At 65.0% G+C, this 26,450-nt stretch carries 23 protein-coding genes and 1 tRNA gene; 13 read left to right on the top strand and 11 right to left on the bottom strand.

Annotated elements, in window-relative coordinates:
• Nucleotide 1 precedes the first annotated feature (1 nt).
• The 3 genes from ACVWY5_RS36775 to ACVWY5_RS36765 are packed head-to-tail and all read right to left on the bottom strand — an operon-like array spanning nucleotide 2 to nucleotide 4,056.
• A complete protein-coding gene (locus ACVWY5_RS36775; protein WP_028336223.1) occupies nucleotides 2-1,135 on the bottom strand; it encodes an NADH:flavin oxidoreductase/NADH oxidase in 1,134 nt (377 codons plus the stop codon).
• A gap of 59 nt (nucleotides 1,136-1,194) precedes the next feature.
• Nucleotides 1,195-2,412 (bottom strand): ABC transporter substrate-binding protein, encoded by a 1,218-nt coding sequence (locus ACVWY5_RS36770; protein ID WP_028336224.1) that lies wholly within the window; start codon nucleotides 2,410-2,412, stop codon nucleotides 1,195-1,197.
• A gap of 15 nt (nucleotides 2,413-2,427) precedes the next feature.
• The gene (locus ACVWY5_RS36765; protein ID WP_321176819.1) at nucleotides 2,428-4,056 is read right to left on the bottom strand and encodes an AMP-binding protein; all 1,629 of its coding nucleotides are present in this window, start codon (nucleotides 4,054-4,056) and stop codon (nucleotides 2,428-2,430) included.
• A gap of 199 nt (nucleotides 4,057-4,255) precedes the next feature.
• On the opposite strand from ACVWY5_RS36765, the gene ACVWY5_RS36760 reads away from it, so the two are divergent.
• Both ACVWY5_RS36760 and ACVWY5_RS36755 read left to right on the top strand, forming a co-directional pair.
• The gene (locus ACVWY5_RS36760; RefSeq protein WP_028336225.1) at nucleotides 4,256-5,017 is read left to right on the top strand and encodes an N-acyl homoserine lactonase family protein; all 762 of its coding nucleotides are present in this window, start codon (nucleotides 4,256-4,258) and stop codon (nucleotides 5,015-5,017) included.
• 91 nt (nucleotides 5,018-5,108) lie between these two features.
• Nucleotides 5,109-5,891 (top strand): SDR family NAD(P)-dependent oxidoreductase, encoded by a 783-nt coding sequence (locus tag ACVWY5_RS36755; protein ID WP_028336226.1) that lies wholly within the window; start codon nucleotides 5,109-5,111, stop codon nucleotides 5,889-5,891.
• Nucleotides 5,892-5,990: 99 nt separating this feature from the next.
• Here the strand turns inward: ACVWY5_RS36755 and ACVWY5_RS36750 are convergent, their stop codons facing one another.
• Together ACVWY5_RS36750 and ACVWY5_RS36745 are read right to left on the bottom strand one after the other, a co-directional pair.
• Nucleotides 5,991-6,269 carry a GlsB/YeaQ/YmgE family stress response membrane protein gene (locus ACVWY5_RS36750; RefSeq protein ID WP_028336227.1) on the bottom strand — a complete coding sequence of 93 codons (279 nt, stop codon included), beginning with the start codon at nucleotides 6,267-6,269 and terminating at the stop codon, nucleotides 5,991-5,993.
• A 36-nt stretch (nucleotides 6,270-6,305) separates the two neighbouring features.
• Nucleotides 6,306-6,902: a YidB family protein gene (locus tag ACVWY5_RS36745; protein WP_028336228.1), complete on the bottom strand. Its 597-nt coding sequence runs from the start codon at nucleotides 6,900-6,902 to the stop codon at nucleotides 6,306-6,308.
• Between the two features lie 164 nt (nucleotides 6,903-7,066).
• On the opposite strand from ACVWY5_RS36745, the gene ACVWY5_RS36740 reads away from it, so the two are divergent.
• From ACVWY5_RS36740 to ACVWY5_RS36730, 3 genes are read left to right on the top strand one after another with little or no spacing between them, the layout of a single operon-like run.
• The gene (locus ACVWY5_RS36740) at nucleotides 7,067-8,089 is read left to right on the top strand and encodes a 2-dehydropantoate 2-reductase (RefSeq protein ID WP_028336229.1); all 1,023 of its coding nucleotides are present in this window, start codon (nucleotides 7,067-7,069) and stop codon (nucleotides 8,087-8,089) included.
• Nucleotides 8,090-8,129: 40 nt separating this feature from the next.
• On the top strand, nucleotides 8,130-8,336 hold the full coding sequence (locus tag ACVWY5_RS36735) for a hypothetical protein (RefSeq protein WP_028336230.1): 207 nt from the start codon (nucleotides 8,130-8,132) through the stop codon (nucleotides 8,334-8,336).
• 22 nt (nucleotides 8,337-8,358) lie between these two features.
• Nucleotides 8,359-8,781 (top strand): CAP domain-containing protein, encoded by a 423-nt coding sequence (locus ACVWY5_RS36730; RefSeq protein ID WP_028336231.1) that lies wholly within the window; start codon nucleotides 8,359-8,361, stop codon nucleotides 8,779-8,781.
• Nucleotides 8,782-8,895: 114 nt separating this feature from the next.
• Here the strand turns inward: ACVWY5_RS36730 and ACVWY5_RS36725 are convergent, their stop codons facing one another.
• The 3 genes from ACVWY5_RS36725 to ACVWY5_RS36715 form a co-directional block, all read right to left on the bottom strand.
• On the bottom strand, nucleotides 8,896-9,561 hold the full coding sequence (locus ACVWY5_RS36725; protein WP_038377749.1) for a hypothetical protein: 666 nt from the start codon (nucleotides 9,559-9,561) through the stop codon (nucleotides 8,896-8,898).
• A 192-nt stretch (nucleotides 9,562-9,753) separates the two neighbouring features.
• A complete protein-coding gene (locus ACVWY5_RS36720; protein WP_028336233.1) occupies nucleotides 9,754-10,851 on the bottom strand; it encodes a hypothetical protein in 1,098 nt (365 codons plus the stop codon).
• 198 nt (nucleotides 10,852-11,049) lie between these two features.
• Nucleotides 11,050-11,700 carry a TetR/AcrR family transcriptional regulator gene (locus tag ACVWY5_RS36715; RefSeq protein WP_063616587.1) on the bottom strand — a complete coding sequence of 217 codons (651 nt, stop codon included), beginning with the start codon at nucleotides 11,698-11,700 and terminating at the stop codon, nucleotides 11,050-11,052.
• A gap of 84 nt (nucleotides 11,701-11,784) precedes the next feature.
• Between ACVWY5_RS36715 and ACVWY5_RS36710 the strand changes: the two genes are divergently transcribed.
• The 6 genes from ACVWY5_RS36710 to ACVWY5_RS36685 all read left to right on the top strand — a co-directional run bounded on the left by ACVWY5_RS36710 (nucleotide 11,785) and on the right by ACVWY5_RS36685 (nucleotide 18,772).
• The gene (locus tag ACVWY5_RS36710; protein WP_028336234.1) at nucleotides 11,785-13,287 is read left to right on the top strand and encodes a flavin-containing monooxygenase; all 1,503 of its coding nucleotides are present in this window, start codon (nucleotides 11,785-11,787) and stop codon (nucleotides 13,285-13,287) included.
• 119 nt (nucleotides 13,288-13,406) lie between these two features.
• Nucleotides 13,407-13,483 (top strand) — tRNA-Arg (locus ACVWY5_RS36705).
• 111 nt (nucleotides 13,484-13,594) lie between these two features.
• Entirely contained in the window at nucleotides 13,595-15,037 is a 1,443-nt protein-coding gene (locus ACVWY5_RS36700; protein ID WP_321176818.1) for a UbiA family prenyltransferase, read from the top strand.
• Nucleotides 15,038-15,039: 2 nt separating this feature from the next.
• The gene (locus tag ACVWY5_RS36695) at nucleotides 15,040-16,425 is read left to right on the top strand and encodes an FAD-binding oxidoreductase (RefSeq protein WP_080667180.1); all 1,386 of its coding nucleotides are present in this window, start codon (nucleotides 15,040-15,042) and stop codon (nucleotides 16,423-16,425) included.
• Entirely contained in the window at nucleotides 16,425-17,171 is a 747-nt protein-coding gene (locus ACVWY5_RS36690) for an SDR family oxidoreductase (RefSeq protein ID WP_028336237.1), read from the top strand. Before ACVWY5_RS36695 ends, ACVWY5_RS36690 begins: the two co-directional genes overlap by 1 nt.
• Complete coding sequence (locus ACVWY5_RS36685; protein WP_028336238.1) at nucleotides 17,171-18,772, top strand: hypothetical protein; 1,602 nt, start codon at nucleotides 17,171-17,173, stop codon at nucleotides 18,770-18,772. Before ACVWY5_RS36690 ends, ACVWY5_RS36685 begins: the two co-directional genes overlap by 1 nt.
• 35 nt (nucleotides 18,773-18,807) lie before the next feature.
• Here ACVWY5_RS36685 and ACVWY5_RS36680 read toward each other — a convergent pair whose 3' ends face one another.
• The gene (locus tag ACVWY5_RS36680; protein ID WP_028336239.1) at nucleotides 18,808-20,061 is read right to left on the bottom strand and encodes a glycosyltransferase family 87 protein; all 1,254 of its coding nucleotides are present in this window, start codon (nucleotides 20,059-20,061) and stop codon (nucleotides 18,808-18,810) included.
• Between the two features lie 293 nt (nucleotides 20,062-20,354).
• On the opposite strand from ACVWY5_RS36680, the gene ACVWY5_RS36675 reads away from it, so the two are divergent.
• On the top strand, nucleotides 20,355-21,128 hold the full coding sequence (locus ACVWY5_RS36675; protein WP_321176816.1) for a tetratricopeptide repeat protein: 774 nt from the start codon (nucleotides 20,355-20,357) through the stop codon (nucleotides 21,126-21,128).
• A gap of 438 nt (nucleotides 21,129-21,566) precedes the next feature.
• Here ACVWY5_RS36675 and ACVWY5_RS36670 read toward each other — a convergent pair whose 3' ends face one another.
• On the bottom strand, nucleotides 21,567-22,280 hold the full coding sequence (locus ACVWY5_RS36670; protein ID WP_028336241.1) for a hypothetical protein: 714 nt from the start codon (nucleotides 22,278-22,280) through the stop codon (nucleotides 21,567-21,569).
• 321 nt (nucleotides 22,281-22,601) lie between these two features.
• Here ACVWY5_RS36670 and ACVWY5_RS36665 point away from each other — a divergent pair, with 321 nt between their 5' ends.
• Nucleotides 22,602-24,137, top strand: a complete 1,536-nt coding sequence (locus ACVWY5_RS36665) for an aspartate ammonia-lyase (RefSeq protein WP_080667182.1) — start codon at nucleotides 22,602-22,604, stop codon at nucleotides 24,135-24,137.
• A gap of 422 nt (nucleotides 24,138-24,559) precedes the next feature.
• On the opposite strand, the gene ACVWY5_RS36660 is transcribed toward ACVWY5_RS36665, so the two are convergent.
• Nucleotides 24,560-26,395 carry a c-type cytochrome gene (locus tag ACVWY5_RS36660; protein ID WP_028336243.1) on the bottom strand — a complete coding sequence of 612 codons (1,836 nt, stop codon included), beginning with the start codon at nucleotides 26,393-26,395 and terminating at the stop codon, nucleotides 24,560-24,562.
• Nucleotides 26,396-26,450: the final 55 nt, after the last annotated feature.

The following is a 26,450-nucleotide window of genomic DNA, read 5'->3' as shown; positions in this document are numbered from 1 at the left end:
GCTATCGCCCCTGCTGCGCCACCCGCCGCTTCAGCCACCAGCCATATTGCTCGGGCCAACTCGTCCACTCCGGATCGCATCCGAGCGCAAGTGCCGTCTGCGCGGGCCAGTTCGGATTCCACAGCAGTTCGCGGCCGAGCGCAATAAGCGTCGCCTTGCCATCCCGCAAAATGGCTTCGGCGTAGTCCGGTTCGCGGATCAGCCCGACCGCCACCGTCGGCATGCCGGCTTCCTTCTGGATGCGCTCGGCGAACGGCACCTGGAAGCCCGGGGTGCGCGATACCAGCGAATTGCCGCGCGGCAGCTTCATGCCGCCCGACGAGCAGTCCACCATGTCGATCCCGATCGCCTTCAGCTCGGCCGCAAACGCGATCGAGTCCTCGATCGACCAGCCGATGTCGATGCCGTCGACCGACGAGATGCGGACGAAGGCCGGCAGATGGCTGGGCCATTCCTCGCGCATGATCGCCGCGATCCGCAGCGGCAGGCGCATGCGGTTCTCGCGCGACCCGCCATATTCATCGTTGCGGTTGTTCGCCAGCGGCGACAGGAACGAGTGCATCAGATAGCCGTGCGCGCAGTGCAGCTCGATGACGTCGTAGCCGGCCGCCCTGGCACGGCGAAACGCCTGGCGATAGTCGTCCACCAGGGCATCGATCTGCTCTGAGGTCAGCATCTGCGGCGCCGGCCAGCCGTCGTCGAAGGGAATGCCGCTCGAGGCCGCGATCTGCCACGGGCCTTCGCCGCGCGCCTTGATGTCGGATTCGCTGAGCGGGTTGCCGCCTTCCCACGGCCGCTGCGACGAGCCCTTGCGGCCGCCATGGGCGATCTGGATCGCGGCCTTGGCGTTGAAGCTGTGGATCAGCGCGGCGAGGGCGGCGTGGTCCGCGATGTGCGCATCGTCCCAGATGCCGAGGCAGCCATGGGTGATGCGTCCCTGGGTGTTCACCGAGCTCTGCTCGACGAACACGAGGCCGGCGCCGCCGGCGGCGAGCTTGCCGATATGCGCGGTGTGCCAATCGGTGGCGCGCCCCTCCTGCGCCGAATAGGTCGCCATCGGCGAGACCATGATCCGGTTCTTCAGTTCGAGATCGCGCAATTGCAGCGGGGTAAACAGCAGCGGCAGCTCAGTCATGGGATGTCCAGCCTTGCCTGTGGTTTCTTGCCTGTGGCTTGCGAGTTTCATCGGAGCGATCATTTCTTCAGCAGCGGGCAGGCGCTCTCCTCGGGCGTCGCGAACGCCTCCTTGCCCGGAATCACCTGAACCAGCTTCTCGTAGTCCCAGGCGCCCTTCGATTCGGCCGGCGACTTCACCTGCACGAGATACATGTCGTGGATCAGCTGGCCGTCCTCGCGCAGGAATGCGTTGCGGGCGAAGAAGTCGTCGATCGGCATGTCCTTCATCTGCGCGATCACCTTGGGGCCGTCGTCGGTGCCGGATTTCTCCACCGCCTTGAGATAGTTCATCACCGAGGAATAGAGACCGGCCTGCACCATGGTCGGCCGTTTCTTGGTCCTGGCCATGAAGCGCGCGGCAAAGTCGCGGGTCTTGTCGTCGAGATCCCAATAGAAGGCGGTCGCGAGCTGCAGCCCCTGCGCTGCCTGCAAGCCGATCGCGTGGATGTCGCTGGTCTGCATCAGGAAGGCCGCGAGCTTCTGCTGCTGCGCCATCCCGAATTCCTGCGCCTGCCGGATCGAGTTGGCGAGGTCGCCGCCAGTGTTGGCAAAGGCGATCACGTCAGCCTTCGAGCTCTGGGCCTGCAGCAGATAGGACGAGAAATCCATGCTGTTGAGCGGATGCCGCACTTCGCCGGCGATGCTGCCGCCGACCTTCTCCACGGTCCTGGCCGCGTCGTTGCGTAGCGCGTGGCCGAAAGCGTAGTCGACCGTGACGAAGTACCAGCTCTTCGCGCCCGATTTGGCCAGCGCCCGCACCGTGCTGTTGGCGAGCGCATAGGTATTGTAGGTCCACTGCACCGAATTCGCCGAGCAGCCCTTTCCGGTCAGGTCGGACGAGCCGGCCGACGACACCAGCATCGCCTTGTTCTTCTGCTTGGTGAGCTCGAGCACGGCGAACGCGACAGCGGAATTGGCGAAATCCACGATGACATCGACATTCTCCTGCTCATACCAGCGCCGCGCGATGCCGGCGCCGATGTCCGCCTTGTTCTGATGGTCGGCATCGACCATCGCGATCGGCTTGCCCAGGACCTTGCCACCGAAATCCGCGATCGCCATCCGGACCGCTTCGACCGCTCCGGGGCCGGCGGCGTCGGCGTAGAGCCCGGCCTGATCGGTCAGCACGCCGATCTTCACCGTATCGTCGGAAATCTGCGCGTGAGATGGCGCGGCGGCGAAGGCGACTGAGAGGATTGCAGCGCTCGCGGCGATCCATCCGTATCTCGATGTCATTGTCCCTGGTTTCCTCTAGTTCGATTGCCTTATGGCGTTGGTCTTGTCTTGCCGCAGGTCGATCATGCCCGGATGCGACTGCGGATCCCTGTCCGCGCCGAGCAGCACGTGTTTCTGGATCTTGTTGGTCGAGGTCAGCGGCAGCTCGGCCACGAAGGCGAACCACGCCGGCAGCTTGAACGCCGCCAGGCGCTCGCGGCAGAAGTGGAAGATGTCCTGTGCGAGCTCGCGTGAAGCATCGGTGCCGTCGTTGCTCACGATGAAGGCCGCAACTTCCTCGTCGCGGATCGGATCGCGCGCAGCGACGACTGCCGCCTGCTTGACCAGAGGCGACGTCGTCAGCACGGCCTCGACCTCCGCCGCCGAGATGTTCTCGCCGGCGCGCCGGACCAGGTGCTTCAGCCGGTCGATGAACACGAAGGCGCCGTCCTCGTGCTGCCAGGCGCTGTCGCCGGTGTGAAACCAGCCGCCGCGCCAGGCCTGCTCGGTGGCCTCGGGGTCCTTCAGATAGCCGGAGAAGAAGCCGCGCCGCGGCGTTGCTTGCGAATGGCGCACGCAGAGTTCACCGACTGCGCCTGCCGGCAGCGCATTGCCGTCGGCATCAAGGATCGTCATTTCGAGCCCCGGTACGCTGCGGCCGATGGTGTTGGTCTCCAGATGCCGCGGCTCGACGGTGTTGAACGGACTGCGTCCGGTCTCCGTCATGCCCCAGCCTTCGACGAAGGGGATGCCGAAGCGCTCGCGGGCGCGCGCGCGCTGCTCGGGATTGGCGCCGACCCCCATCGAGAAGCGCAGCGCATTGGCTTTTTCGTCCGGCGTCTCCGGCTGCGCCAGCAGGGCCGCGACGATCACGCCGAGATAATGCAGCACGCTCGCCCGGCACGCGACGATGTCGCGCCAGGCAAACTTCGCGTTGAAGCGTTCCGGCAGGATCAGGCAGCCGCCGGTCAGCATCATCGCGATCGGGGTCAGCGTCAGGCCGGCCATGTGAAACAGCGGCAGCGGGCTGTACAGGCGCTCCGTTCCGGCGTGATACGTCGCCTCGCCGCCGTGGCTGACGTACCAGCGGCCGGTCGAGACCACATATTCATTGGTCAGGATGCATCCCTTCGGACGCGCCGTCGTGCCTGACGTGTACAGCAGCGCAGCCTCGGTCTCGCTTCCGGGGTCGCCGGCGCGTGGTGGCGGCCGCCTGGCCTGCGGCACTTTCTCGACGCTGGCGCCGAGATCGTCACCGGAGACGGTGAGCCGCGGAACGTCGCCGGTCAGCGCCTTCTGCAATTCCTTCTGGTCAGCCAGCGTGACGATCAGGTCGGGTTCGGCATGTGCGATCAGGTATTCGATTTCCGCCGCGCGATAGGCTGGGTTGATCGGAACGATCGAGACGCCGAGGCCGTTGAGCGCCAGCCAGTGCACGATGAAGTCGGGCCGGTTCTCCAGCAGCAGACAGGCGCGGTGTCCATGGCCGAAACCGGACGCGCGGTACAGATCGCGCAACGCGCAGACCTGCTGCGCAATGTCGCCATAGGACAGTTCGACGCCGTCGGGAAAGTATGCGCGGTCGGGACGCGCGGGAATGCAGAGGAAAGGTTTGAACGCTGCTGCATCTGATGTCGCAGCGAACGTGTTGAACACGGTGTACATCGTGGCGAAACTTCCCTCTGACGGCCGCTGATCGATGTCAACGATGCCGATCCGAAGGAGCCGGATGCTTCGTTGAGCGCATTTGTCATGCGATCGCGACATTGCGCGGAAGCTATAAGGGCGAATAATATGCTGTCAAATCTATTATGAGTTTTCATAAAACTCATATGTAGTTTGAATCCAACGTGGAGGTAACGAGATGAAGATGCATATGTTGTCGGGCGGCCGTCTGCAGATGTCGAAGCGGACCTATCTGCCCGATGCCGCGCGCGGCGAGACGATCGACCTTCCGGTGTCCTGCGTGCTGCTGCGGCACACGCAAGGCAATGTGCTGTTCGATACCGGATGCCATCCCGATGTCGCGACCGATCCTGAAGGGCGGCTGGGCACGCTCGCCAAATACATGCGCCCGATCATGCCGGCGGATGATCACGTGCTGACGAGCCTGAAGGCCGTCGGCCTCGGCGCCGACGATATCGACGTGGTGATCTGCTCCCACCTGCACACCGACCATTGCGGCTGCAACGCCTTCTTCAAGAAGGCGACGATCTTCGTCCATGCGCTCGAGGTCGAGGCCGCGAATGCCGACAACGCGTTCGATCGCGGATACATCAAGGCGGACTGGGATCATCCGCGGAAGATGGAGATCTTCGACAAGCAGATGGATGTGTTCGGCGACGGCAGACTGACGCTGGTCCCGCTGCCCGGACACTCGAAGGGAACGACCGGCGCGCTGGTCAAGCTCGACAACAGCGGCGAATACCTGCTCGCCTCCGACGCGCTCAGTGTGCGCGCCAATCTCGACCAGCGGACCTCGCCGAGGAACAGCCTCGACGTCGACCAGTTCCTGAAGTCGCTCGACGAGATCGCAAGGCTCGAGGCATCCGGCGTCAAGATCATCTGCGGCCATGACGAGGCGCAGTGGGCCAGCCTGCAAAAGGGGCTGAACGCGTATACGTGAGGATTTGGGCGCGGCTTGCAGATGTCGTTCCACGCGATATGGTGTGCCGCCGCCGGAGTTCATCTGGCTCACAACAACAAGGAAAATGCAGATGTCCAAGGATGGTTTGTGCGCAATCGTGACGGGATCGGCATCGGGACTCGGCGCCGCCACCGCGCAAATCCTCGCCACGCAGGGCGCGCGCCTCATCATCAACTATTCCAACAGCAAGGCGGAAGCCGAAGCGACCGCGGAAGCCTGTCGCAAGCAGGGCGCCGAGGTGCTGGTGGTGCAGGGCGACGTATCGCGCGATGAGGACTGCAAGAAGATCGCCGCCGCTGCGCAGGGTTGGGGCCGCCTCGACGTGCTCGTCAACAATGCGGGCACCACCAAGCACGTGCCGCATCACGATCTCGACGGCCTGACCGCGGAAGATTTCCAGCGCATCTATGCCGTCAACACCATCGGCCCGTTCCAGATGGTTCGTGCCGCGCGCGCGCTGCTCGAAGCCGGCGCGAAGGCTTCTGGCCGTCCGTCGGCGGTGGTCAACGTCTCCTCGGTCGCCGGCATTTCGGGCGGCGGTTCGTCGGTCGCCTATGCCGCGAGCAAGGGCGCGCTCAACACCATGACGCAGTCGCTGGCGCGCGCGCTGGCGCCGTTGATCCGCGTCAACACGGTGTGCCCGGGCTATATCGATACGCCCTGGTTCACCAAGGGCCGCGGTGAGGCGGGCGCCAAGCAGGTGCGCGATGCCGTGGTCGCGCGGGTGCCGCTGAAGGTTGCGTCAACGGCGGAAGACATCGCCAATCTGGTCTGCTTCCTGGCAAGCCCGGCCTCGAGCAACATGACCGGCGAATTCGTCCGCATGGATGCCGGCATGCATCTCATTCAGTGAAACTGGCTATCCGCGACTTCCGACCAGTTACGGAAACGAAAATGCCCGGGCCAAGCCCGGGCATTTTGATTTTGGATCAATATTCGGTTCGCTGTGCCGTCACCTGTTTCCCGGATCCGGGATCACACGTGCCGCGACCAGCCGATTCCAGATGAATAGCACCACCAGCGCGCCGATCGTGGCGGTGATGAAGCCGGCGCCCTGTTCGGGACCGTAATGGCCGATCGCCTGGCCGATGAAGGTGGCGAGAAACGCGCCGGCGATGCCGAGCACGGTGGTGAGAATAAAGCCGCTCGGATTGTTCGGCCCCGGCGACAGGAACCGCGCGATGATCCCCGCGATAAAGCCGACGATGATGACCCAGATGATGCCGCCCATGTCTGTCGTCCTCTTCAGATGGAATCAACAATGCCGCTAAAGCCTGCGGTGCAGCTCGTCGCCGCTCGGCAACCGCCCGTCCGGTGTCAGATGATTGATCGCGTCGGGCAGGTACTGGCTCAGGCCCCGCAGCAACTGGTCGCGCGACATGCCGCTCTGCGATGCCAGCGAGTCGATCTGGTCGGCGCCGAGCGCGTTGGCGAGATCGCCGGGCGCGATTTGCTTGTTGGGACCGTTGCTGACCCAGGAATTGGCCGCATCGCTCTGGCCCTTGTCCTGCAACTGCTTGAGCAGGTCGCTGAGGCCGCCGCTGAGCACGGTGCCGGCTGCGCCGCCGGCGAGCAGGCCACCAAGGCCGCCCTTCAGCAGATCGCTGAGCCCGCCGCCACCGGGCAGGCCTGCGGTGACGTTGCCGGGAGGAAGCGGCGGCGCCTGCGCCGGCTTCGGCTCAGGGGCGCTCGCGTCCGCCTGGCCTCCGGAGAAATGCTTGACCGCCTTCCATGCCAGCAGCGCGAGGATCGCCATCGTCATCGGCGACATTCCGCCGCCGCTGGAGCTGTCGGATGATGTGCTTGGCGCGCTTGGACCGCGCGGGCCGTTCTGCATGCCGTTGAGTACGTCGAGTAAACCCATGATCGTCTCCTGCCGCAACCGTGCCCCGAGCGGGAAACATAGCTTCCGCCCATGACGGTTACAAGGCGGGCCACCCGGCCTGCGGTGCGTCGAAATAGGCAGGCAACCCCAGGTCTGCTATCGAAGCCTGCTATCGAGCCAATGATGAATGGACGTTTGGACTGATGAACCAGGACCGGCCGATCGGCATTGCGGGCGCCGGAAGCATCGGCTGCTTCGTCGGCGGCATGCTCGCGGCTGCGGGGCGCCGTGTCGCACTGCTGGCGCGGCCGCGGCTGATCCAGGAGATCGCAGGCAACGGCTTGCGGGTCAGCAGCTTTGACGGCTCCGAGCGGACGGTATCCGCGGACCGACTCATTGTGTCCGACGATCCGTCGATCTTGTCCGACGTCCAGACCGTGCTGGTGACGGTGAAGAGCGCCGATACCGCTGCGATGGCCGACGTGATCGCGCGCCACGCGCCTGGCGATGCCGCGGTGATCAGCCTGCAGAACGGCGTCGGCAATGTGCCGCTGCTGCGCGAGCGTCTGCCGGGCCGCAAGGTGCTCGGCGGCATGGTGCCGTTCAACGTGGTCGCGCTCGGCGACGGTCGCTTCCATCGCTCGACCTCCGGCGACATCGTGATCGCGCAGGATGACGCGGGCACCGCGGCGCGGCTGTCGGTGCCGGGCCTTGCGGTCAAGCCCACCGGCAATATCGATGGCGTGCAGTGGGGCAAGCTGGTCGTCAATCTCAACAATGCGCTCAATGCGCTGTCCAATATTCCGCTGCGGCAACAGCTCGCGCAGCGCGGCTGGCGGCGACTGCTTGCCGATCAGATGGCCGAGGGCCTGGCCGCGGTGCGCGCCGAAGGCATTGCGCCGGTGTCGCCGACGCCGCTGCCGTCGAGCTGGATGCCGCCTTTGCTGCGGCTGCCGGATGCGCTGTTCGACATGCTGCTCGGCCGCACCATGAAGATCGATCCCGAGGCGCGCTCCTCGATGTGGGAGGATCTGCAGCGCGGCCGCCGCACCGAGATCGACTATTTGCAGGGCGTGATCACCGCGATCGCGGATCGCCGCGGGCTCGCGGCGCCATTGTCGCGCCGCGTCATCGCGCTGATCCGGAAGGCGGAGGCCGACGGCAACGGCTCGCCGGGACTGACGCCCGAACAGATCCGCGATGCCAGCGACCATGAACGCCGATGATCGTCCGCCACATCGATCGGACAACAGAGGAGGTGACGTCATGAAACGGTCCAGCATCATGCTGCTCACGCTTGTTGCGCTCGTGGCCGGCCCGGTCCGTGCGGCGCCGCCGACCGTGACACCGTCGCCTGGCTATGATGCGCGCTTGCAGGAGCAACGCGCGGCGGCCGCAGCAGCAAGCCGACCGGTCACGCCTGCGCACAAATCGGTCGCACCCCGGCACCACAAGCGCACCCGCGCGCACTGATCCATCACAGAGACGACCTCAGATGAAGCTGCTGTTCCTCGCGCTCACCTTGGTGTTTGGCTTCACCACGGCCTCAGGTGCCGCCGACTATGCCGGGTCGATCAGTGCCTACCGGCGCGCCAACCGCATGCCCGCGGTGAAGCTCGACGCGAAGCTGAACGCGATGGCGCTGAAGCAGGCCCAGGCAATGTCGGCGACCGGATCGGTCAGCCACTTCGCGGGCGGCAGCTTCTTCACGCGCATCGCGCCGCTCAAGAAGCAGCGCGCCGCCGAGAATATCGGCGCCGGCTTCATCGCCTTCGCCGAGATGCTGAAGCAGTGGGAGAATTCGCCGGGCCATCGCGAGAACCTGTTGATGCCGGGCGCCAAGCGCGTCGGTGTCGCCTTCGTCGACAATCCGAAGTCGCCGTACCGCAGGTTCTGGGCGATGGTGATTACCGATTGAGCCTGCGGTGTCATTCCGGGGCGGAGCGAAGCGACGAACCCGGAATCTCGACGGAAATGGCAGAGAGATTCCGGGTTCTCGCTTGCGCGAGCCCCGGAATGACTAAGCGAGCCGTCAGTTTCGCTTCGCAACCTTGGTCGGTGGCGGCGGTGTCGGCGTGAACAGCTTCTTCAGGCCGTCCAATCCCTCGGAAAGCCGCGGCCATTCGCAGGAGAACGTACCCTTCATGCAGTTGCTTGCCCGCGGCCGCGGTTCGGGGATGGGGACGGCAGCGACCCGCGGCTTGACCGGCCTTGCGGCGGGGACGGGGACTTTCGCAGTCTCACTGCGCGACGGCTCATTGTGCAATGACGCCTGCTGGATTTGCGGCGGCCGCACCGGCTGTGTCTCCTGCCGCTCGAGTTGCTTCGCATTGAACGCCGCAACGATACGCGAGCGGCGCTGCTGCTCGAGGTAGCCGGTATATTCCTGGTCGATCTTCTTCTGCTCGTCCGGCGTCGGATTGGGACCGGCGATGTCGAAGCTGCGGTCCTGCATGAAGTCGTAATAGGTGTAGCCTCCGCCGGGCTTGCGACGGCCGGCGAACTTGGCGTTGCAATCGGCGAGTTGCGCGGTCTTGTCTTCCCTGGTCTTCGCTTTCTCGGCGAGGTCGGCGCAGTCCTCGAAGTCCTTCGGGCCGCCGCGCCACCATTGCGCGTGCGCGCTCATGGGCGCCAGCACGCAAGCGACGGCGAAAGCGGCAACAGCCAACGTCGATGATCGTGACGGCATCACGGACATTGAGACCAAACCCGAACGACACAGAGTGAGCAGATTGTCGCCATTTTAGTGACACTTGTCACCCGGGAACCCGACGATTTTCCTGACCTGTGGAATGTTGCCGCAGCTGATGGAACACAGCCTTCGCGATTGGAATAATTGAAGAATCTCATCGGAACGGGCCGGAGATCAGAACAATTCGCCTTTAATCGTTCACTTCACCCTGTGCAGCAATGCCACCAGTTCCGCCTGCCGGTGCGTGCCGGTCTTCTGGAAGATCGTCTTGAGCTGATTGCGCGCGGTGGCAAGGGCAACGCCGGCGGCCTGCGCGGCCGCTTCGACCGAATCGCCGCGCGCAAGCCGCGCGGCAAGGCGTGCCTGCGCCGGCGTCAGTTCGAACGTCGCTGCAAGGAGCGCCTGATCGAACGCCGCGCTGCCTTCGAGATCGCGGATCAACAGGATCGCGCGCGCCCCGAGGAACGGCGAGCGCGCCGCCGGAGGCACCGGCTGGATCTGGATCACGATTGGCCGCTTGTCGATCCTGCGCACCACGATCGGCGACGACGGCAATGGATGCAGGTCCGAGCTGTGGGCCAGCTGATCGATCAGCCTGGTCAGATCGGCATTGGCCTGCCGGTCGAGCAGGGTGAGGCGATTGTTGCGGATCGCAAGGTCGTAGCCGAGGCAGCGTTCCGCCTGGCTGTTCATGCCGATGATGGCGCCGAAGCGGCCGACGGCAATCGCAGCGACCTGGATCAGATCGAGCGCGCTGGTGATGCCCGAGAGCGCGGAGCGGCCGACGACGGCGGAGAGCGTCGCGGCTTCCGTGAGCGGCGCCGACACCCTTTGCAGCGCCTTGATCTCGTCGGCGTCGAACAAGCCTTCCCTGGGCGAGCGCTGGATCGTCAGTGCCCACAACGCCGGGCCGGAGTGGAAGCCGATCGCCGCGAACCATTTCAGTCCGAACTCGCCGAGCGTGGCGTACAGCGGATCGCGCAGCATCTCGGTTTCGGATTCGAACAGATCCGCATCGGTGATGACATCGACGCCGGCGTGCATCAGCGGCACGCCGCGGGCTGCGCGGATGTCGGTGAGGTGAAGATTGTGTGGGAAGTAGGTCTTGGTGAAATACTCGGTGATCGAGTCCGTGCGCGGAATGTCCTCGGTGCGGATATCGCTCTGAAGCATCGCAGCGCCGGTCGCGCCGACGGCGGCGCAGACCTCGTCCATGAAGGACGGCCAGGTCGAGGGATCGAGAACCACATCGCCGAGGCGCGCGGTCACATCGTCAAGCCTGTGCAGATCGACCAAAATTCAGCTCCGCCGATGCAACCAGCGTTGTTTTGTCAGGCGAAACAGGCCGCGCCTCGTTGCGCCCGGTACCGGGCATAAGAAAACCCAGGAGCCCGATATGCAAGTTAAATCAGCGACAGGCTAGGGGCCGGGTCCGCGAGTGCTGGCGAAACATGATCGAAAATCGGCGGGTCCCGCTGGCCGGTGCGATCCGGCCTACGATAAGTGACCATCCTCACGGTGGTCGGCTTCGGTCAGCGCCACGCGGCAGAAGCTGGCGGCGATCGCGACGACCTCTTCCACGGCTTGCGGGTATTGCTTCGACACCCAGCGCAGCGCGATCGAGATGACGGCGCCGACCATGCCGACCGAGAGCAGCGAGGCGGCCGCGCCCTTGTCGCTGCGTTTCGGGTCTAGTGCCGGCGGCACCAGGATGTCGCTGAAGACGCGCAAGGCGTCGAGCTTGACTGCATCGACCGCCGGACTGATGCCTGAAATTTCCAGCAGAAAGACCCGCGCGGGCTTCGGGTGCTCCTTCAGCCGCGTGAAATAGAGCGTCAGCGCCGCGCGCAGCCTCATCTCGGCATCGTCGCCTGCGGCTGCGGCGGCCGCGGTCATTTCGTCGTGCAGGTGGCCGACGACATGGCCGTAGGCGGCGATCAGCAGAGCCTCGCTGTTGGCAAAGGACTCGTAGAAATAGCGCTCGGTCAGCTCGGCCGCCTCGCAGATCGCCTTCACGGTGGCGCCGCGATAGCCGACCTCGCCATAGACCTCGATCGCCGCATCGATCAGCTTGAGCCGCCGCTCGGTGCGGCGTTCCTCGGCGTCCATACCGCCATAGAGGCGGGCTTTCCGGCTCCTTGCCATGAAAGTGTATTGACACGAGGCATTGTCAGATGTCAAGTTATCTGACAATATAGATTGTCAATACTGCCACGGAAGGGTCAGGGCATGTCCGCTCATTTCGACGTGTTGATCGTGGGCGCGGGACTGTCGGGCATCGGCGCCGGCTATCATTTGCAGGCCAACTGCCCGGACCGCAGCTACGCCATTCTTGAAGGCCGCGACTGCATCGGCGGCACCTGGGACCTGTTTCGCTATCCCGGCATCCGCTCCGACTCCGACATGTACACGCTCGGCTATTCGTTCCGGCCGTGGACCGAGCCGAAGGCGATCGCCGACGGCCCCTCGATCCTGAACTATGTGCGCGAGACCGCGCGCGTCTACGGCATCGACAAGAACATCCGGTTCAACCACCGCGTCGTGCGCGCCGACTGGTCATCCGCCGACTCGCAATGGACGGTCGAGGTCGAGCGTGGGCCGGAGAAGACGATCGAGCGCTTCACCTGCAACTTCCTGTTCATGTGCAGCGGCTACTACAAATACGAGCACGGCTACACGCCCGACTTCCCCGGCATCGCCGATTTCGCCGGCCGCGTCGTCCATCCGCAGAAATGGACCGACGACATCGACTATGCCGGCAAGAAGGTTGTCGTGATCGGCAGCGGCGCGACCGCGGTGACGCTGGTGCCGGAACTCGCCAAGACCGCCGCCCATGTCACGATGCTGCAGCGTTCGCCGACCTATGTCGTGGCGCGGCCGGACGAGGACAAGGTCGCCAACTGGCTGCGCGCGCGGCTGCCCGCGAAACCCGCCTACGGCCTCACGCGCTGGAAGAACGTGCTGTTCGGCATGTATTTCTACCGGCTCTGCAAGCGCGATCCGGAGCGCGTGAAGAAGCTGATCCTCGGCGGCGTGCGCCACGCGCTCGGCCCCGACTACGACGTCGCCACTCATTTCACGCCGCGCTACAATCCGTGGGACCAGCGGCTTTGCCTGGTGCCGAACGGCGATCTGTTCCAATCGCTGCGCAACGGCGGATCGTCCGTCGTCACCGACCAGATCGAGACCTTCACGCCCGGCGGCATCAAGCTCAAGAGCGGCAATGTGCTCGACGCCGACATCGTGGTGACCGCGACCGGCCTCGATCTGCAGGTGCTCGGCGGACTCGAGATCAATGTCGACGGCGCGCGAGTCGATCTGTCGAAGACCATGAACTACAAGGGGCTGATGTACTCGGGCGTGCCGAACCTCGCCGCCGCCTTCGGCTACACCAACGCGTCCTGGACGCTGAAATGCGACCTGACCTGCGAATATGTCTGCCGCATGCTCAACCACATGAAGGCGCATGGCTACGCGCAAGTCACGCCGCGGCGGAACGATCCGACCGTGACCGAGCTGCCCTGGGTGGATTTCTCCTCGGGCTATATCCAGCGCGCCGCCGCCAGGTTCCCCAAGCAGGGCTCGCGCCGGCCGTGGCGGCTCTACCAGAATTATGCACTCGATATCATGACGCTGCGCTTCGGCTCGCTGAAGGATGAGGCCATCGAGTTTCTCCCGGCACGTCGGGCGAGCGCGGATGCCGCCTCGAATCCGGCCCGGCAGGTGGCGTAACGCGCGACGCGCCAAACGCGATGCAACTTCGCGCGCGCCCGATGCGGCGCGGGCTGGCGATCACCCGGCAGCTCTGCTATGGGATGGCGGCGCCCGCATGCTTTCGCTGCGGGCGGTGCGGTCCCGTAGCTCAGCCGGATAGAGCGACGGTTTCCTAAACCGTAGGTCGGAAGTTCGAGTCTTCCCGGGATCGCCATTTTTCGCTCGCCGCGCGCGGTCGGCGAGGCTTTTCAACATGCATTTCGGCGCCATCTGCCCGGCGTTCGCTCCTCCCAAGTTCACCCCAAATTAGGGAAAGCCCGGGACAATGGGGAGGGGGCACCGGAAGACCGCGCGTATGCGAGCTAGCGTTCCAGAACGGGTTGAGCAGGGGGGCGGCGATGCCCTTCGCGATCCGCTGCGTTCAAAGGCCCGGCCGCTCGTCGTCGATGTCGACGAGGTCATGATGCGGGGAAGCTCCGCCCCGGCCGATATCGCATCCGATCTGATCCGCCGCCTTCGCGCTTTCGCCGCGGCGATCACCGCTTCCCTTGGACCGCAAGCGCGATCAGCGCATGGTGCGGATCCATCGGGGTTCGATCCATCCCGGGCGCAATTCGACCACGACGCGGTCAGGTTCCTGCTGCAGGTGCTGGGCGAAGGCCGCCCGGTGTACCTTTGCTCGGAAACCCATCCCGAGCCGTTCGTCAGCGCGGTTGCCCAGCATCTTGGGGTCTTTACCGCCTGGGCCGCCGCGCCGGAACGTCAATTGGCGGCGGCACAGCGCGAAGAGCTGCCGCCCCTGCTTCACCAGGGCTTTGACTACATCGGCAGCGCAGCGGTCGCGTTGCCCGATTCCGCATCGCGCCTCGCGCGCCCCGCTCGATCCGAGCCGTCCGCGCCGGTCGGCATGCACACCTGGCTGAAGCTGTTCAGGGTGCATCAATACGCGAAAAACGCCCTCGTGCTGGTGCCGCTGCTGACCGCACACAAATTCGCATTGGGATCGGCGGCGACGTCGCTGTTTGCGGTGATTGCATTCTCGCTCTGCGCGTCGGGCGCCTACATCCTGAACGATCTTCTCGACGTCGAGGCCGACCGCGCGCATCCGACCAAGCGCAACCGCCCGATCGCAAGCGGCACCGTCCCGGCCTCGCGCGCCGTCGGCGCGATGGCCCTGGCGCTGGTCGCCGCCTTAGCGATGGCAATGTCGATATCGATCGAGTTCGGCGGCGTCCTGCTCGGCTATTTCGCGCTGACCACCTCCTATTCGTTCTGGCTCAAGCGCATCGCGACCGTCGACGTCGTCGTGCTCGCCACGCTTTACACCGTCCGCGTGATCGGCGGCGCCGTTGCGATCAGCGTGCCGATGTCGGAATGGCTGCTCGCGTTCTCGCTGTTCATCTTCATGTCGCTGGCGCTGGTGAAGCGCTATATCGAGCTCGCCGGCCAGCCGGACGGCGCCGTGCTGGCGGCGCGCGGCTACCAGGTCGAGGACAAAGCGATGATTGCGATCCTCGCCGCCGCGTCAGGCTTCAACGCCGTCGTGATCTTCACGCTCTACATCTCGTCCGATACGGTGCGCGCGCTTTACAGCCATCCGCAACTGCTCTGGGTCGGTTGTCCGATCTTGATGTACTGGATCGGCCGCGTGATGTTGTTCGCGCAGCGCGGATTGATCGACGACGATCCGGTCATCTTTGCGCTGAGGGATCGCGTCAGCTGGGTCGCGCTCGGCGCGATCGGCGCCATCATGCTCGCCGCCATCTAGCGATGTCGGCGGCTGCGTTACCAGCACCTGTGCCATCGGCCTCCAATCCGGACGGGATTGGGCTGTCCGGCTGGGGCAACTATCCCAGGGCGTCGTCCGAACTGCTGGCGCCGCAGACGCCCGCAGGCGCGCGGGACCACCTGCTTGCGCGGTCCGGCGTCGTCGCGCGCGGGGCCGGACGGGCCTATGGTGATGCCGCGATCGGAACGCAATCCACGATTTCGTCGCGCGGCCTGAACCGGATGCGGAGCTTCGATGCCGCAACCGCCCGATTGACGGTCGAAGCCGGCGTGACCATCGCCGACATCCTTGCCGTTTTCGAGCCGCGCGGCTTCTTCCTCAAGGTCGTGCCCGGCACGAAATTCGTGACGGTCGGCGGCGCGATCGCGGCCGACGTTCACGGCAAGAACCATCATCGCGATGGCGGCTTCGGCACCATCGTCGATTCGTTCCGCCTCGCGCTGCCTGGCGGCGAGATCGTCACCTGCTCGCGATCGGAAAACGCCGCGCTGTTCGCGGCGACACTGGGAGGCATGGGCCTGACGGGCATCATCCTCGACGCGACGCTGCGGCTGCTGCCGATCGAGACCGCCTGGCTGCGTCAGGACACCCGCGTCGCCGACAATCTCGATGCGGCGATCGATCAGCTGGAAAGCAGCGCATCGACCACCTATTCGGTGGCCTGGATCGACTGCCTCGCGCGCGGCGCGGCGCTCGGACGCTCGCTCGTCTATCTCGCCGAGCACGCCACGCGCCGCGACAAGGATACGCTGGGACCGGACCTCGAGACGTTCCCCAGCCTTCGCACGTCGCGGCTCGCGGTCCCGGAGCTGTTTCCGGGATGGCTGCTCAATCGCGCATCGATGCGGGTGTTCAACGAGCTGTACTTCCGCCGCGGCGCCGCGCATCCGGGCAAGCCGCGGCTGGTCCATTGGGACCCGTATTTCTTTCCGCTCGATGCGATCGCCGACTGGAACAGGATCTACGGCCGGCGCGGCTTCGTGCAATATCAATGCGTGATCCCGCTCGACCGCGCGCGCCGCGTTCTCGCCGAAATTCTCGATCGTGTGTCGCGGCGCGGCGATGCGTCGTTTCTTGCGGTGCTCAAGCAGCTTGGCGAAGGCAGCGGGTCGATGTCGTTTCCGCTCCGCGGCTACACGTTGACGATGGACTTTCCCGTCACCGACGCGCTGTTCGCCTTTCTTGACCAGCTCGACGCGCTGGTGGTCGATGCCGGCGGCCGGCTCTATCTCGCCAAGGATGCGCGGCAGTCCCGCGCGACATTCGAATCCGGATATCCCGGCCTTGCGGCCTTGCGGGACATCCGCCAGCAGACCGGGGCGAACAGTCGCCTCGTGTCCCATCTTTCAGCACGGCTTGGAATTTGATGACCGGCACAAAATCAATTCTGGTGATTGGCGGCAGCTCGGACATCGGGCACGCGACCGCGCTGCGCTATGCGAGGGAGGGATGGCGCGTGACGCTCGCCGCCCGCGATATCGGGGCGGCACAGCGCAATGCGGACGACATCAAGACGCGAAGCGGTACCGAAACCTCGGTTGTCGCGCTCGACGTGCTGCAGACCGGGCAGCTCGGCGGCTTCGTCGCCGGTCTTTCGCCACTTCCCGACACCGTCGTATGCGTTGTCGGAGAGCTCGGCGATCAATCGCGTGCCGAGACCGATCCCGGGCTTGCGACGAAGATCATGCGCACCAATTTCGAGGCGCCCAGCCTGCTGCTCGAACTGTTCGCGCAAGCCTTCGCGACGCGCGGCTCGGGAACCATCGTCGGCGTGAGCTCGGTCGCCGGCGATCGCGGTCGGGCCTCGAACTATTACTACGGTGCGGCCAAGGCCGGCTTCTCGCAATTCCTGTCCGGCTTGCGCAATCGCCTGGCGCTTGCGGGCAAGGTCCGCGTCGTCACCGTCAAGCCGGGATTCGTGCGGACCAGGATGACGGCGCATATGAAGCTGCCGGCTCCCCTGACGGTGCAGCCGGATCGGGTCGCGGAGGATATCTTTCGGGCCGATGTGACCAGGCCGCGTGACGTGATCTATGTGGCCCGCCGCTTCCGCCTGGTGATGGCGATCATCTGCGCGCTGCCGGAGACGATCTTCAAGCGGATGCGTATCTGATGCCCGGCATCGCCGCCAACCAGGCGTCGTTCCCGCGATCCAGCGCGATCCGGCAGAGCGTCCCGCTTGTGACGGCATCGCTGTGGCTCGTGCTGTTCGCGGTGACGCTGATCTTCAGCGTCACGCTCTGCGACGGCAGGCTGATCTTCACCCTCGACGATCCCTACATCCACCTCGCCGTCGCCGATCACATCCGGTCCGGCGGCTACGGCGTCAATGCCTCCGAGGTCTCGTCGCCAAGCTCGTCGATCATCTGGCCCTATCTGCTGGCCGTGACGGAGACGCTGCATCTTGGCGCATTCGGTCCGCTCCTGATCAATGCCGCGGCCGCGGCCGCGACTGTCGTGGCTTTCCTGCGCATCCTTGAATCGGCTGAGCTGCTCGACCCCGGCCGGGAGAAGCCGCTGCTGTTTTTCGTCGCGTTGCTCGCCATTTTTTCGTCAAGCGCGATCGCCCTGCCGATGACCGGCATGGAGCACAGTCTTCACGTCTGGGCCACGGTCGCGACCTTCGGCGGCCTGACCGAAGCCGCGCGCGGACGATCGCCGACCGCCATGCATTTCGCGGCGCTGGTGCTGCTGCCGCTGATTCGCTTCGAGGGGATCGCGTTTGCCGTCGCGGCGATGATGGGGTTTGCTTTGCTCGGCCAGCGCCGGTTTGCCGCCGCGGCCGCCGCCGTCACGCTCTGCGCGTACGCCGCGTATTTCGCGCGCATGGCCTCGCTCGGTCTCCCGCTCTTGCCGAGCTCGGTATTGCTCAAATCGCGCATCGCCGAATCCGGCTATGAAGGAGCCGGCGTCTTCGGCTCCATCCTCCGCAATCTCGGCGACAGCTTCGCTGATCCCGCCGGCTTCAGGCTGATGCTGCTCGGTCTTGCGCTCGCCGGCGCGATGGCGCTGCTGCGCTCCGACCGCGGCGCCCTGATCGTCTGTGCGACGGTGCTCGCCGCGATCGCGGCGCATCTCGGCTTTGGCCAATATGGCTGGTTCTACCGGTATGAGGTTTACATCGTTGCGCTCGCAGTGCTGGCGCTGCTCTACGCGACTGCACGTGCGCGAGCGGTCTTGAGCGTCCCGCAATGGACCGCCGCGACGCTCGCCACCATTGGGCTGGCCGGTTTTGCCAGCGTGGGCTATGCCAGCGCCGCCCTGGAGACGCCATTTGCCTCGCGCGGCGTCTACGAGCAGCATTATCAGTTGGGCCGCTTCGCCCAGCAGCTCTACCGGCGGCCGATTGCCGTGAACGATCTTGGGCTCGTTGCCTGGGGGAATCCGAACTTTGTCCTCGATCTGTGGGGGCTCGGCTCGGAGCGCGTGCGCAAGGCGAAGCGCGCCGGCCGCTACGGCCCGCCCGAGATCGCCGCGCTCGCCGACGAGCATCATGTCGGCGTCGCCATGATCTACGACAGCTGGTTTGCGCAGGGCGTGCCGGCGAGCTGGAGGAAGGTTGCGATTCTGCACACGATCCCGGTGACCGGCGCGCGGGGTGACGTAAGCTTCTACGTCACGCCGGCCGCGGAGCCGCTTCTCGTCGCCGGCGCCCTGAAGGCCTTCGCGTCGACCCTGCCGGCGCGCGATCGTCTCGAAATGGTGGCGCCGTGAGCGTTGCGTGATCGCGGGGGTGTCGCGCCGGGTGCTCAAATCCTCGCAAGCGGCCCCTGCGCCGGAACGGGGTCGGAGGCGCTTGACTCGCGCAGCAGCAGGATTGCGACGATCAGCGTGATCAGCGCGGCGATCCCGAAGCCTCCGATCGAAAGCACGTCGACCCAATGGACGTCGGTGCGGGGCGTATTGTTATGGACCGTGTGCATGTAGCCGAAGGCTCCGATCGGTATCGGCGCGGCATAGATGATCGCACGTTCCCACTCGCGGGCCTTGGCCTGAAGCGCCGGCAACAGCAGCGCCAGTCCGATACTGAAGATCAGGAAGTCATAATCATACGCATAGGGGCTGATGCAGACCGATACGATCGCAATCAGGCCGAGACTCTCGCGCACCGGCATCTTGCGGTAGACCGCGACCAGCACGATGCCGAGCGCAAGGACGGCGACGATGCCCTGGCCGATAAACGCTGCCGATGCGGAGAACCCCGTGGTTCGCAGCGCGGCATAGGTCGAGACCATTCGATACAGCGGATAATAGGCTTCGCGCAGGAATACCGACGAATCATGCACGCTCTGCAGCATCACGGGCCAGATCTGCATGCCGAACAGCAACGTGCAGATCGCCGAGCTGATCAGCACGACGGCGCCCGCCGTCATCACGACGATCCACGAGCGCCGCAGGATGGCATAGAGTGCGAAGGCAACGGCGAAATGCGGCTTGATGATCATGAGACCAAGCGCCGCGCCCGCGAGCATCGGCCGCTCTTCGAAGTACAGGCACACCAGTCCGATCAGTGCGGCGGTAAGGAAGCTGTTCTGTCCGCATGCCAGCGTGACCCCGATCGTCGGAAAGAAAACGATCAGCACGAGCACGAACCGGTTTCCGGCAAGACGCCGCAGCACGGCGAGGTAAACAGCCAGCGTCGAGGCCATGAACAACAGATAGGCCATTCCGAACGGGACCAGCGCGAACGGAGCCAGCAGCAGGTTGAATTGCGGAGGATAGGTCCACGGCATGAAGCCGTCGTGCCCGCCCGACGCCTGCTTCTCGATGATGGCGAGCTTCGCGAATTGATAGGCCTGGTCGAGGTCCCCGAGCCACACCAGCTTTGCGGTGATGTAGAAGGCGGCGAAGTCGACCAGTTCGCGGCCGTGCCCCAGCCCCAGCTGGGAGAACCACACAACCTTGAACAGGAGGGCGGCGACCAGCATCACGAGGATTCCGCGCGTGTAGTTGGCGCGCTTCGAGTCCGTCGACTGAATGGTTTCGAGCGTTGTTGCGAGCATCTAGCCGGGCCCTGTTATGGCAACCCAAGCTAGATTGAATAGGTTAAGCAGTCGAAAAATTGCATGGATAGGGTGGTTGGACCTCGGTCGCCCGGTAGCCGCAGGGATGCATGAATCGGTCGGTGCGGGCCGGAACCGGACGGTATCTCGGTGTCCGGATGCGACTTTCGCTGGACGCTCCGTCGGCGGCAGTGATAACGGCTGACAACAACCATCTCACGACGGACCGCATGCCGAAACCGCCGCCTCCTTCCAATCGCGGGCCCAGCCCATCTCCGGTTCTGCAACGCGCCGTGGTCGCATTGCAGATGGGACAGGTCGTCGAAGCCGAGCGGCTGGCGGCGGAGGTCTTGAAGGCAAACCGGACCGATGTCGGCGCGGCCTCGATCCTGGCACGGGCGCTGATGATCCAGAACCGCAACGAGGAGGCGATTGCGCCGCTCGAGCGCGCCGTGCGCCGCGTCGAGGATCCCGGCCTCGAGACCCTGCTCGGCGCAGCGCTCGGCGGCGCCGGTCGCGGCAGCGAGGCGATCGATGTGCTGCGGCGAACCACCGCGCGGCGGCCGCCGTACCTGCCCGCATTCCAGGCCCTGGCAGGACAATTGCACTCGGCCGGCCGCATCGACGAGGCGGTTGCCGTTATCGAGAGCGCGCTGGTTCTCGCGCCGGGGAGCCTCGAGTTTCAGCTGCTGCTGGCGCAGCTGCTGCCCCAGCGCAATGAGCGCGGCCGGGCGCGCGAGATTCTGGAGAAGCTGCGCAACGCGGCGCCGGGACATCCGGATGTTCTCGCCGCGCTCGCGCGTGTGCTGCTGCTCGATGGCGAATATGCTGCCGCGGCGGATCTCTACCGCCAGGTGGTGGCGCAGCGCCCCGACGACCCGCTGACGCGTCTCAGCTTCTCCGCCAGTCTTCTGGAAATGGGCGACCGCGCGGCCGGCGAGGCCAATCTGCGTCTCGCATTGCGCGGCCGGCCGCAAATGATCGGCCGCACGACCGCCGCGCTGATCATGTCATCGCACGGCCGCTTCTTCTTCCGTCGCAGCGCCTTTGCGGAATTTCTGAGCTAGAGCGTTTTCGAGCGAAGCGAACACCGGTTCGCGCTAACGCGTCAAAACAAGAATCGAGAGCGGCCGCCGGTGCACCGTCGTCCTGGCCTAGTGAGCAATTGCGCACGGGGGCCGGGACGACAGCCGGGATAAGCCGCGGCCTCTGCGCTCAAGCACAAGCGTCTCTGGAATACTGGATCACCCGCATGCGCATGCGCGGGTGATGACACCGAACTGGCTCAGGATCGTGCCACATATTCGGTGTCGTCCTGGCGAAAGCCAGGACCCATTACCCCAAATCTCAACTGTTGAGCGACACCGGTCCGCGATCCCGTTCATCATCGAAGACGGTGGCTATGGGTCCTGGCTTTCGCCAGAACGACGGCGGTGGTTGCGGAGCCCCCCATCGGGTAGTTCGCAATGACGGAGGAGGCCGCAGCTGAGCTTCGCGCGCCCGCTCTACGTCCGGAATTGCCGCCGATAGAGTCCGGACTCGCGGGCCATCCTGTTGGTCAGTTCCTGGGCGCGCGAAGTTTCATCCGGCGTCATCGCCGCGGTCTGCGCGACCCAGTTTTCGCGCTTCACCGGGAAGCACTGCGCAACCGGCGTGCCCTTTGGCAACACGCCGTTGAAACTGGTGTCGTGCCAGCGTGCCGGGAAATGAACCCAGCTGTCGTGAAACAGATCGCAATCGACCATGCCGGTCAGCGTGGTGAACGGCAGGTCGAACCGGTTGACCGGATGCGTGAAGAACAGCGAGTAGCCCGGCGGCGCCTCGATGGTCCACAGATTGACGAATTTGATGACGAAGCGGTCGGGCTCGAACAGCGGCGAGCCGACCACCTGGCTTTCGTCGTGGAAGCCGACCGGCGAGCGCGGGAATTCGAGCGCGCCGCCGGCCGGAAGGTCGTTGTCCCAAGTGATCGCGCCATTCTCGACCTTGAGATCGCAGATCAGCGGCAACAGGAAACCCGATGTCATCGCATCGACGAATGGCGGGCAACGCTTGACGGTATCCTCTTCGCGATTGCTCATCGTATTGAAGGCCTGCGTCGGCATCGCCTTGAGCCATCCGGGAAGCCCCAACGACGCAGGCATCGGCGGCGGAATCTTGCCCTCGAGCTCCGCCGGGCAGCGGAATTTGATGGTGATCGCTTCGTTGTTGTTGGACACGGCTTTGGTCCTCGGTTCGTTCAGTGTCGGCGGCGCCCTTGCGCCAGTCGATGCTCGTCTAGCACGCGACGACGGGGCCGAGAAAGCAGCCGCATCGGTCGCGAAGCGAGCCGCGATATCGAGTTATAAGTTGTTGTTATCATGACGGATAAGGCAAAGCTCTTAATCTCCCGGTTCGGCGCGCGCCAATGCTGCTTTTCCGCGTCCCTCCGCTCACCGGTGTGCAAGACTCTGCCGATAGGCATTGGCTTTCGACGCCCGCCGGGCGCATCATGGCCGGTGTCGCTGACGACACGATCTGAGTGAAGTAACGGAGGTACCATGGCCGAATCGAAGGTTGAGACCGCCAACGCTGCAGCTGCCGCGTCCCCCTCCGGCGAGAGCGGCGGCCCCAGCCAGCTCGCGGTCGCGACCGTCCGCACCGTGCCGATCGAGCAGGCGCAGTCCCGCACCGAGCACGATCTGCTCGGCGAGGACGACGTGCCGGCCAATGCGCTGTGGGGCATTCACACCAAGCGCGCGGTGATGAACTTTCCGATCACCGGCGTGCCGGTCGGGCACTTCCCGGAATTCGTCCGCGCGCTGGCGCTGGTGAAGCAGGCCGCCGCGCGCGCCAACAAGCGGCTCGGCTATCTCGCACCCGAGAAGGCGGATGCGATCGAAGCGGCCTGCACCCGGATTGCGACCGAAAAGGTCTATGCCGAATCCTTCGTCGTCGACGCGATCCAGGGCGGCGCCGGCACGTCGACCAACATGAACGCCAATGAGGTGATCGCCAACGTCGCGCTGCGGCTGATGGGGCGCAAGCCGGGCGACTATCACGCGCTGCATCCGAACGACGACGTCAACATGGCGCAGTCGACCAACGACGCCTATCCGACCGCGCTGCGGCTCGCGGTGATCTTCGCCACCCAGCCGCTGGTGCGCGCGCTGGACGATCTCGCCTACTCCCTCAAGGGCAAGGCGGTGGAGTTCGCCGACGTGTTGAAGATGGGGCGGACCCAGCTTCAGGATGCGGTGCCGATGACGCTCGGCCAGGAATTCGACGCCTTCCACGTGACCGTGAAGGAGGACGTCGCGCGCCTGAACGAGATTTCCGCGCTGTTCCGCGAGGTCAATCTCGGCGCCACCGCGATCGGCACCGGCATCAATGCCGATCCGCGCTATGCGGCGCTCGCGGTCGAGGAATTGTCGCGGCTGTCCGGCCAGCCGATGGTGCTTGCCTCCAACCTGATCGAGGCGACGTCCGATCTAGGCGCCTTCGTGCTGTTCTCCGGCGTGCTCAAGCGCGTCGCGGTCAAGCTGTCCAAGATCTGCAACGACCTGCGGCTGCTGTCGTCGGGGCCGCGCACCGGCATCGGCGAAATCCGCCTGCCGGCGGTGCAGGCCGGCTCGTCGATCATGCCCGGCAAGGTCAATCCCGTCATTCCCGAGGTGGTCAACCAGGTGGCTTTCCTGGTGATCGGGCACGACCTCACGGTCACGATGTGCGCCGAAGGCGGCCAGTTGCAGCTCAACGCGTTCGAGCCGACCATCGGCTATTGCGTCTTGAGCTCGCTGCGCATGCTGACGGCGGCGGTCGATACGCTGACCAAGCGTTGCGTCGACGGCATCGAGGCCGATCGCGAGCGTTGCCGCAGCCTGGTGCAGGGCTCGATCGGCCTGATCACGGCGCTGGCGCCGTCGCTCGGCTATGAGGCCTCATCGCGCGTGGCGCGCCGTGCGCTCAAGGAGAACCGCTCGGTCGCCGACATCGTGCTGGAGGAAAAGCTGCTGACCGAGGCGCAGCTCAACCAGCTGCTCGAGCTCGAGGCCATGACCCGCCCGGCGCGCCGGCAGCCGGTGCCGAAGAGTTGAAGGACAGCCGCTGTTGGCGAGGACATCAGCCGACACGGAGGATGTGCAGTATTCTATCCGCAAACTCAGTTCACCTCTCCCGCTTGCGGAGCGAGACGAGCGAAGCTCGCTCTTAGGTCGCATCGCATCGCAAGATGCGATGCGGGTGGGGGCTCTTTCCGCAATGTGACTCGCGGAGATATCCCACCCCAACCCTCCCCGCGCGCGCAGGGCAATCGCATTTGGAATGAACCGATTCTTCCGCGCCGTCATGCCCGGGCTTGTCCCGGCCATCTACGTCTTTTCTTTGCGTGGAAACGAAGACGTGGATGCCCGGGACAAGCCCGGGCATGACGAGTTTGTGGGAACTTCGATTGCCTCAAACGGCCATATGCGATTGCCCTCCCCGCGCGCGAGGAGAGGGGGCGCAGTCCCTTCGGGGCCTACAGCGTCTTGATGAACTCGATCAGGGCGCGGCGTTCGTCTTCCTTCAGCTCGGGCCCGATCACGCCGGAGCGCTTCTCGTTGGAGAATTCGTGGCCGGAATTGCCGTTGCCGCGCTTGGTGGTGTCGAGCATGAAGGCGTTCTTGATCTTGTCCTTCCAGGCATAGCCGAGATCCTTGGGATCATACTCCCGGCTGCCGAGATAGAAGGTTGCGGGACGATCCTTCACCGGCGACAGCAGTGCGTAGATGGTCGGGACCGAGCCGTTGTGCAGATAGGGCGGGGTCGCCCAGATGCCGTTGAGCGGCCGGACCTTGTAGGCGAGCGGCGCCTGGATCTCGTTCGGCCGGTAGCCGTTGATGCGCTTGCGATCTTCCGGCGGGGTCTTGTTCTGGTCGTACCAATAGTCGACGGTCTTCTCGACGAGCTCGCCGAGCGCCGGACCGAAACTGCCGTCCTTGATGTTGAGATTGGCCGGGGTCTCGACGGTGCGGTGCGCGAGGCCCTCGGCCTGCGCGCTGTCGGTGCCGATATGGCTGATCGGAATCATCTCGACGTCGAGCAGCGGCTGGCCGGCCTCGTTCCTGGTCCAGCGCTTCTTGTCCTTGAACAGCGCAAAGGCTTCGCTCGCGGGCAGCGCCTTGCTGTCGATCGCCGGGCCGTGGCAGCCCTGGCAATGCGTCTTGTAGAGCTCGCCGCCCTTCTTCGCGAGATCCATGTTGATTGGCGGCAGGATGTTCTCCGGCCATTTCGGCGACGCAAGTCCGCCAAAGCCCTTGTCCTCGCTGGGCGGCTCGCCGGCGACCATCCGCTCCATCTCGTGCAGCACGTCGATCCGCGCGCTCGATTTGTAAAGCCCCTTGGACTCGTCGAGCAAATTGAGTTCGGCGCTGACGCCGAGCGCCTCGCCGGCATTGCGCACCATCGGCTGCATGATCGAGCCGTCATATTGCACCCAGCTGAACCACGGTGCGTTCCAGATCCGCGGGAAATGCACCGGCGCCGAATGCGAGGCGTAGTTGTTCGGGTTGTTCAGATCGATCGAGAACACCTGGTTGCCGATCCGGTTCAGCGCGTCGAGCCGCGCATAGCCTTCCTCGACGCTGTTGGCGGCGACCTTGTTCTCCAGCGAATTGATGTTGGCGTATTGCTTCAGCACGAGGTCGAGCTGCCCGCGCAGCGCCATGCGCTCGTCGAGGCTGGCGTCCTTGCCGAGGATCTCGTCGGCAAAACGCGAGAAGCGCCCCGGCCAGAACCGCGTCAGCAGCAGCGAGACGCCGACGCTCTTCTGGAATTCGAACAGATTGGTGTTGGCCGGCCCGCCGTCGATCACGATCTCGGTGCCGCGATAGCTGAAGCTGCCGGTGTGGCAGGCGGCGCAGGTCAGCCCGACGCCGGTCATGTCCGCCTTGCTGTGCGGATTGCGCCACGGCGCGCCGTTGGCATCGGCCATCGGGCCGCCCTGCGCAAAGCCGATCGGCAGCGCATCGGGTTTGCCCGGAATCACCGTGTCGGGAATAAAGCCGAAGCGGCCGAGATAATTGGTCTCGCTGAGTCGCGGCGCCGCGGTGAACAGCGGCCAGACCGTCGGCTGCTCCAGCGCCATGAACCATTCATGGGGAATGCCGAAGGTCCGTGTGCCCTGGTCGGCGTGATAGAACCAGCGCAGCCGCTCCGCGCTGACATTCTGATCCAGCCACACCGTCTTTGCCGGCGGCTGGTAGTCGACGACCTTGACGCGGAAGCCGCTCGCCACCGTCTCGATATCGTCCTTGAAATAGAGGACGCCGGCGACAATCAACAGTCCGATGACGAATATCGTCTTGCGAGGCATGCCCCGTTCCCCCAGTTCGCGGTACTCGCGCGTGATATGGATGAGATGTTAAAAT

The organism is Bradyrhizobium sp. USDA 3256, from assembly GCF_054058275.1.
This window is presented reverse-complemented; position numbering and strand designations above follow the sequence as displayed.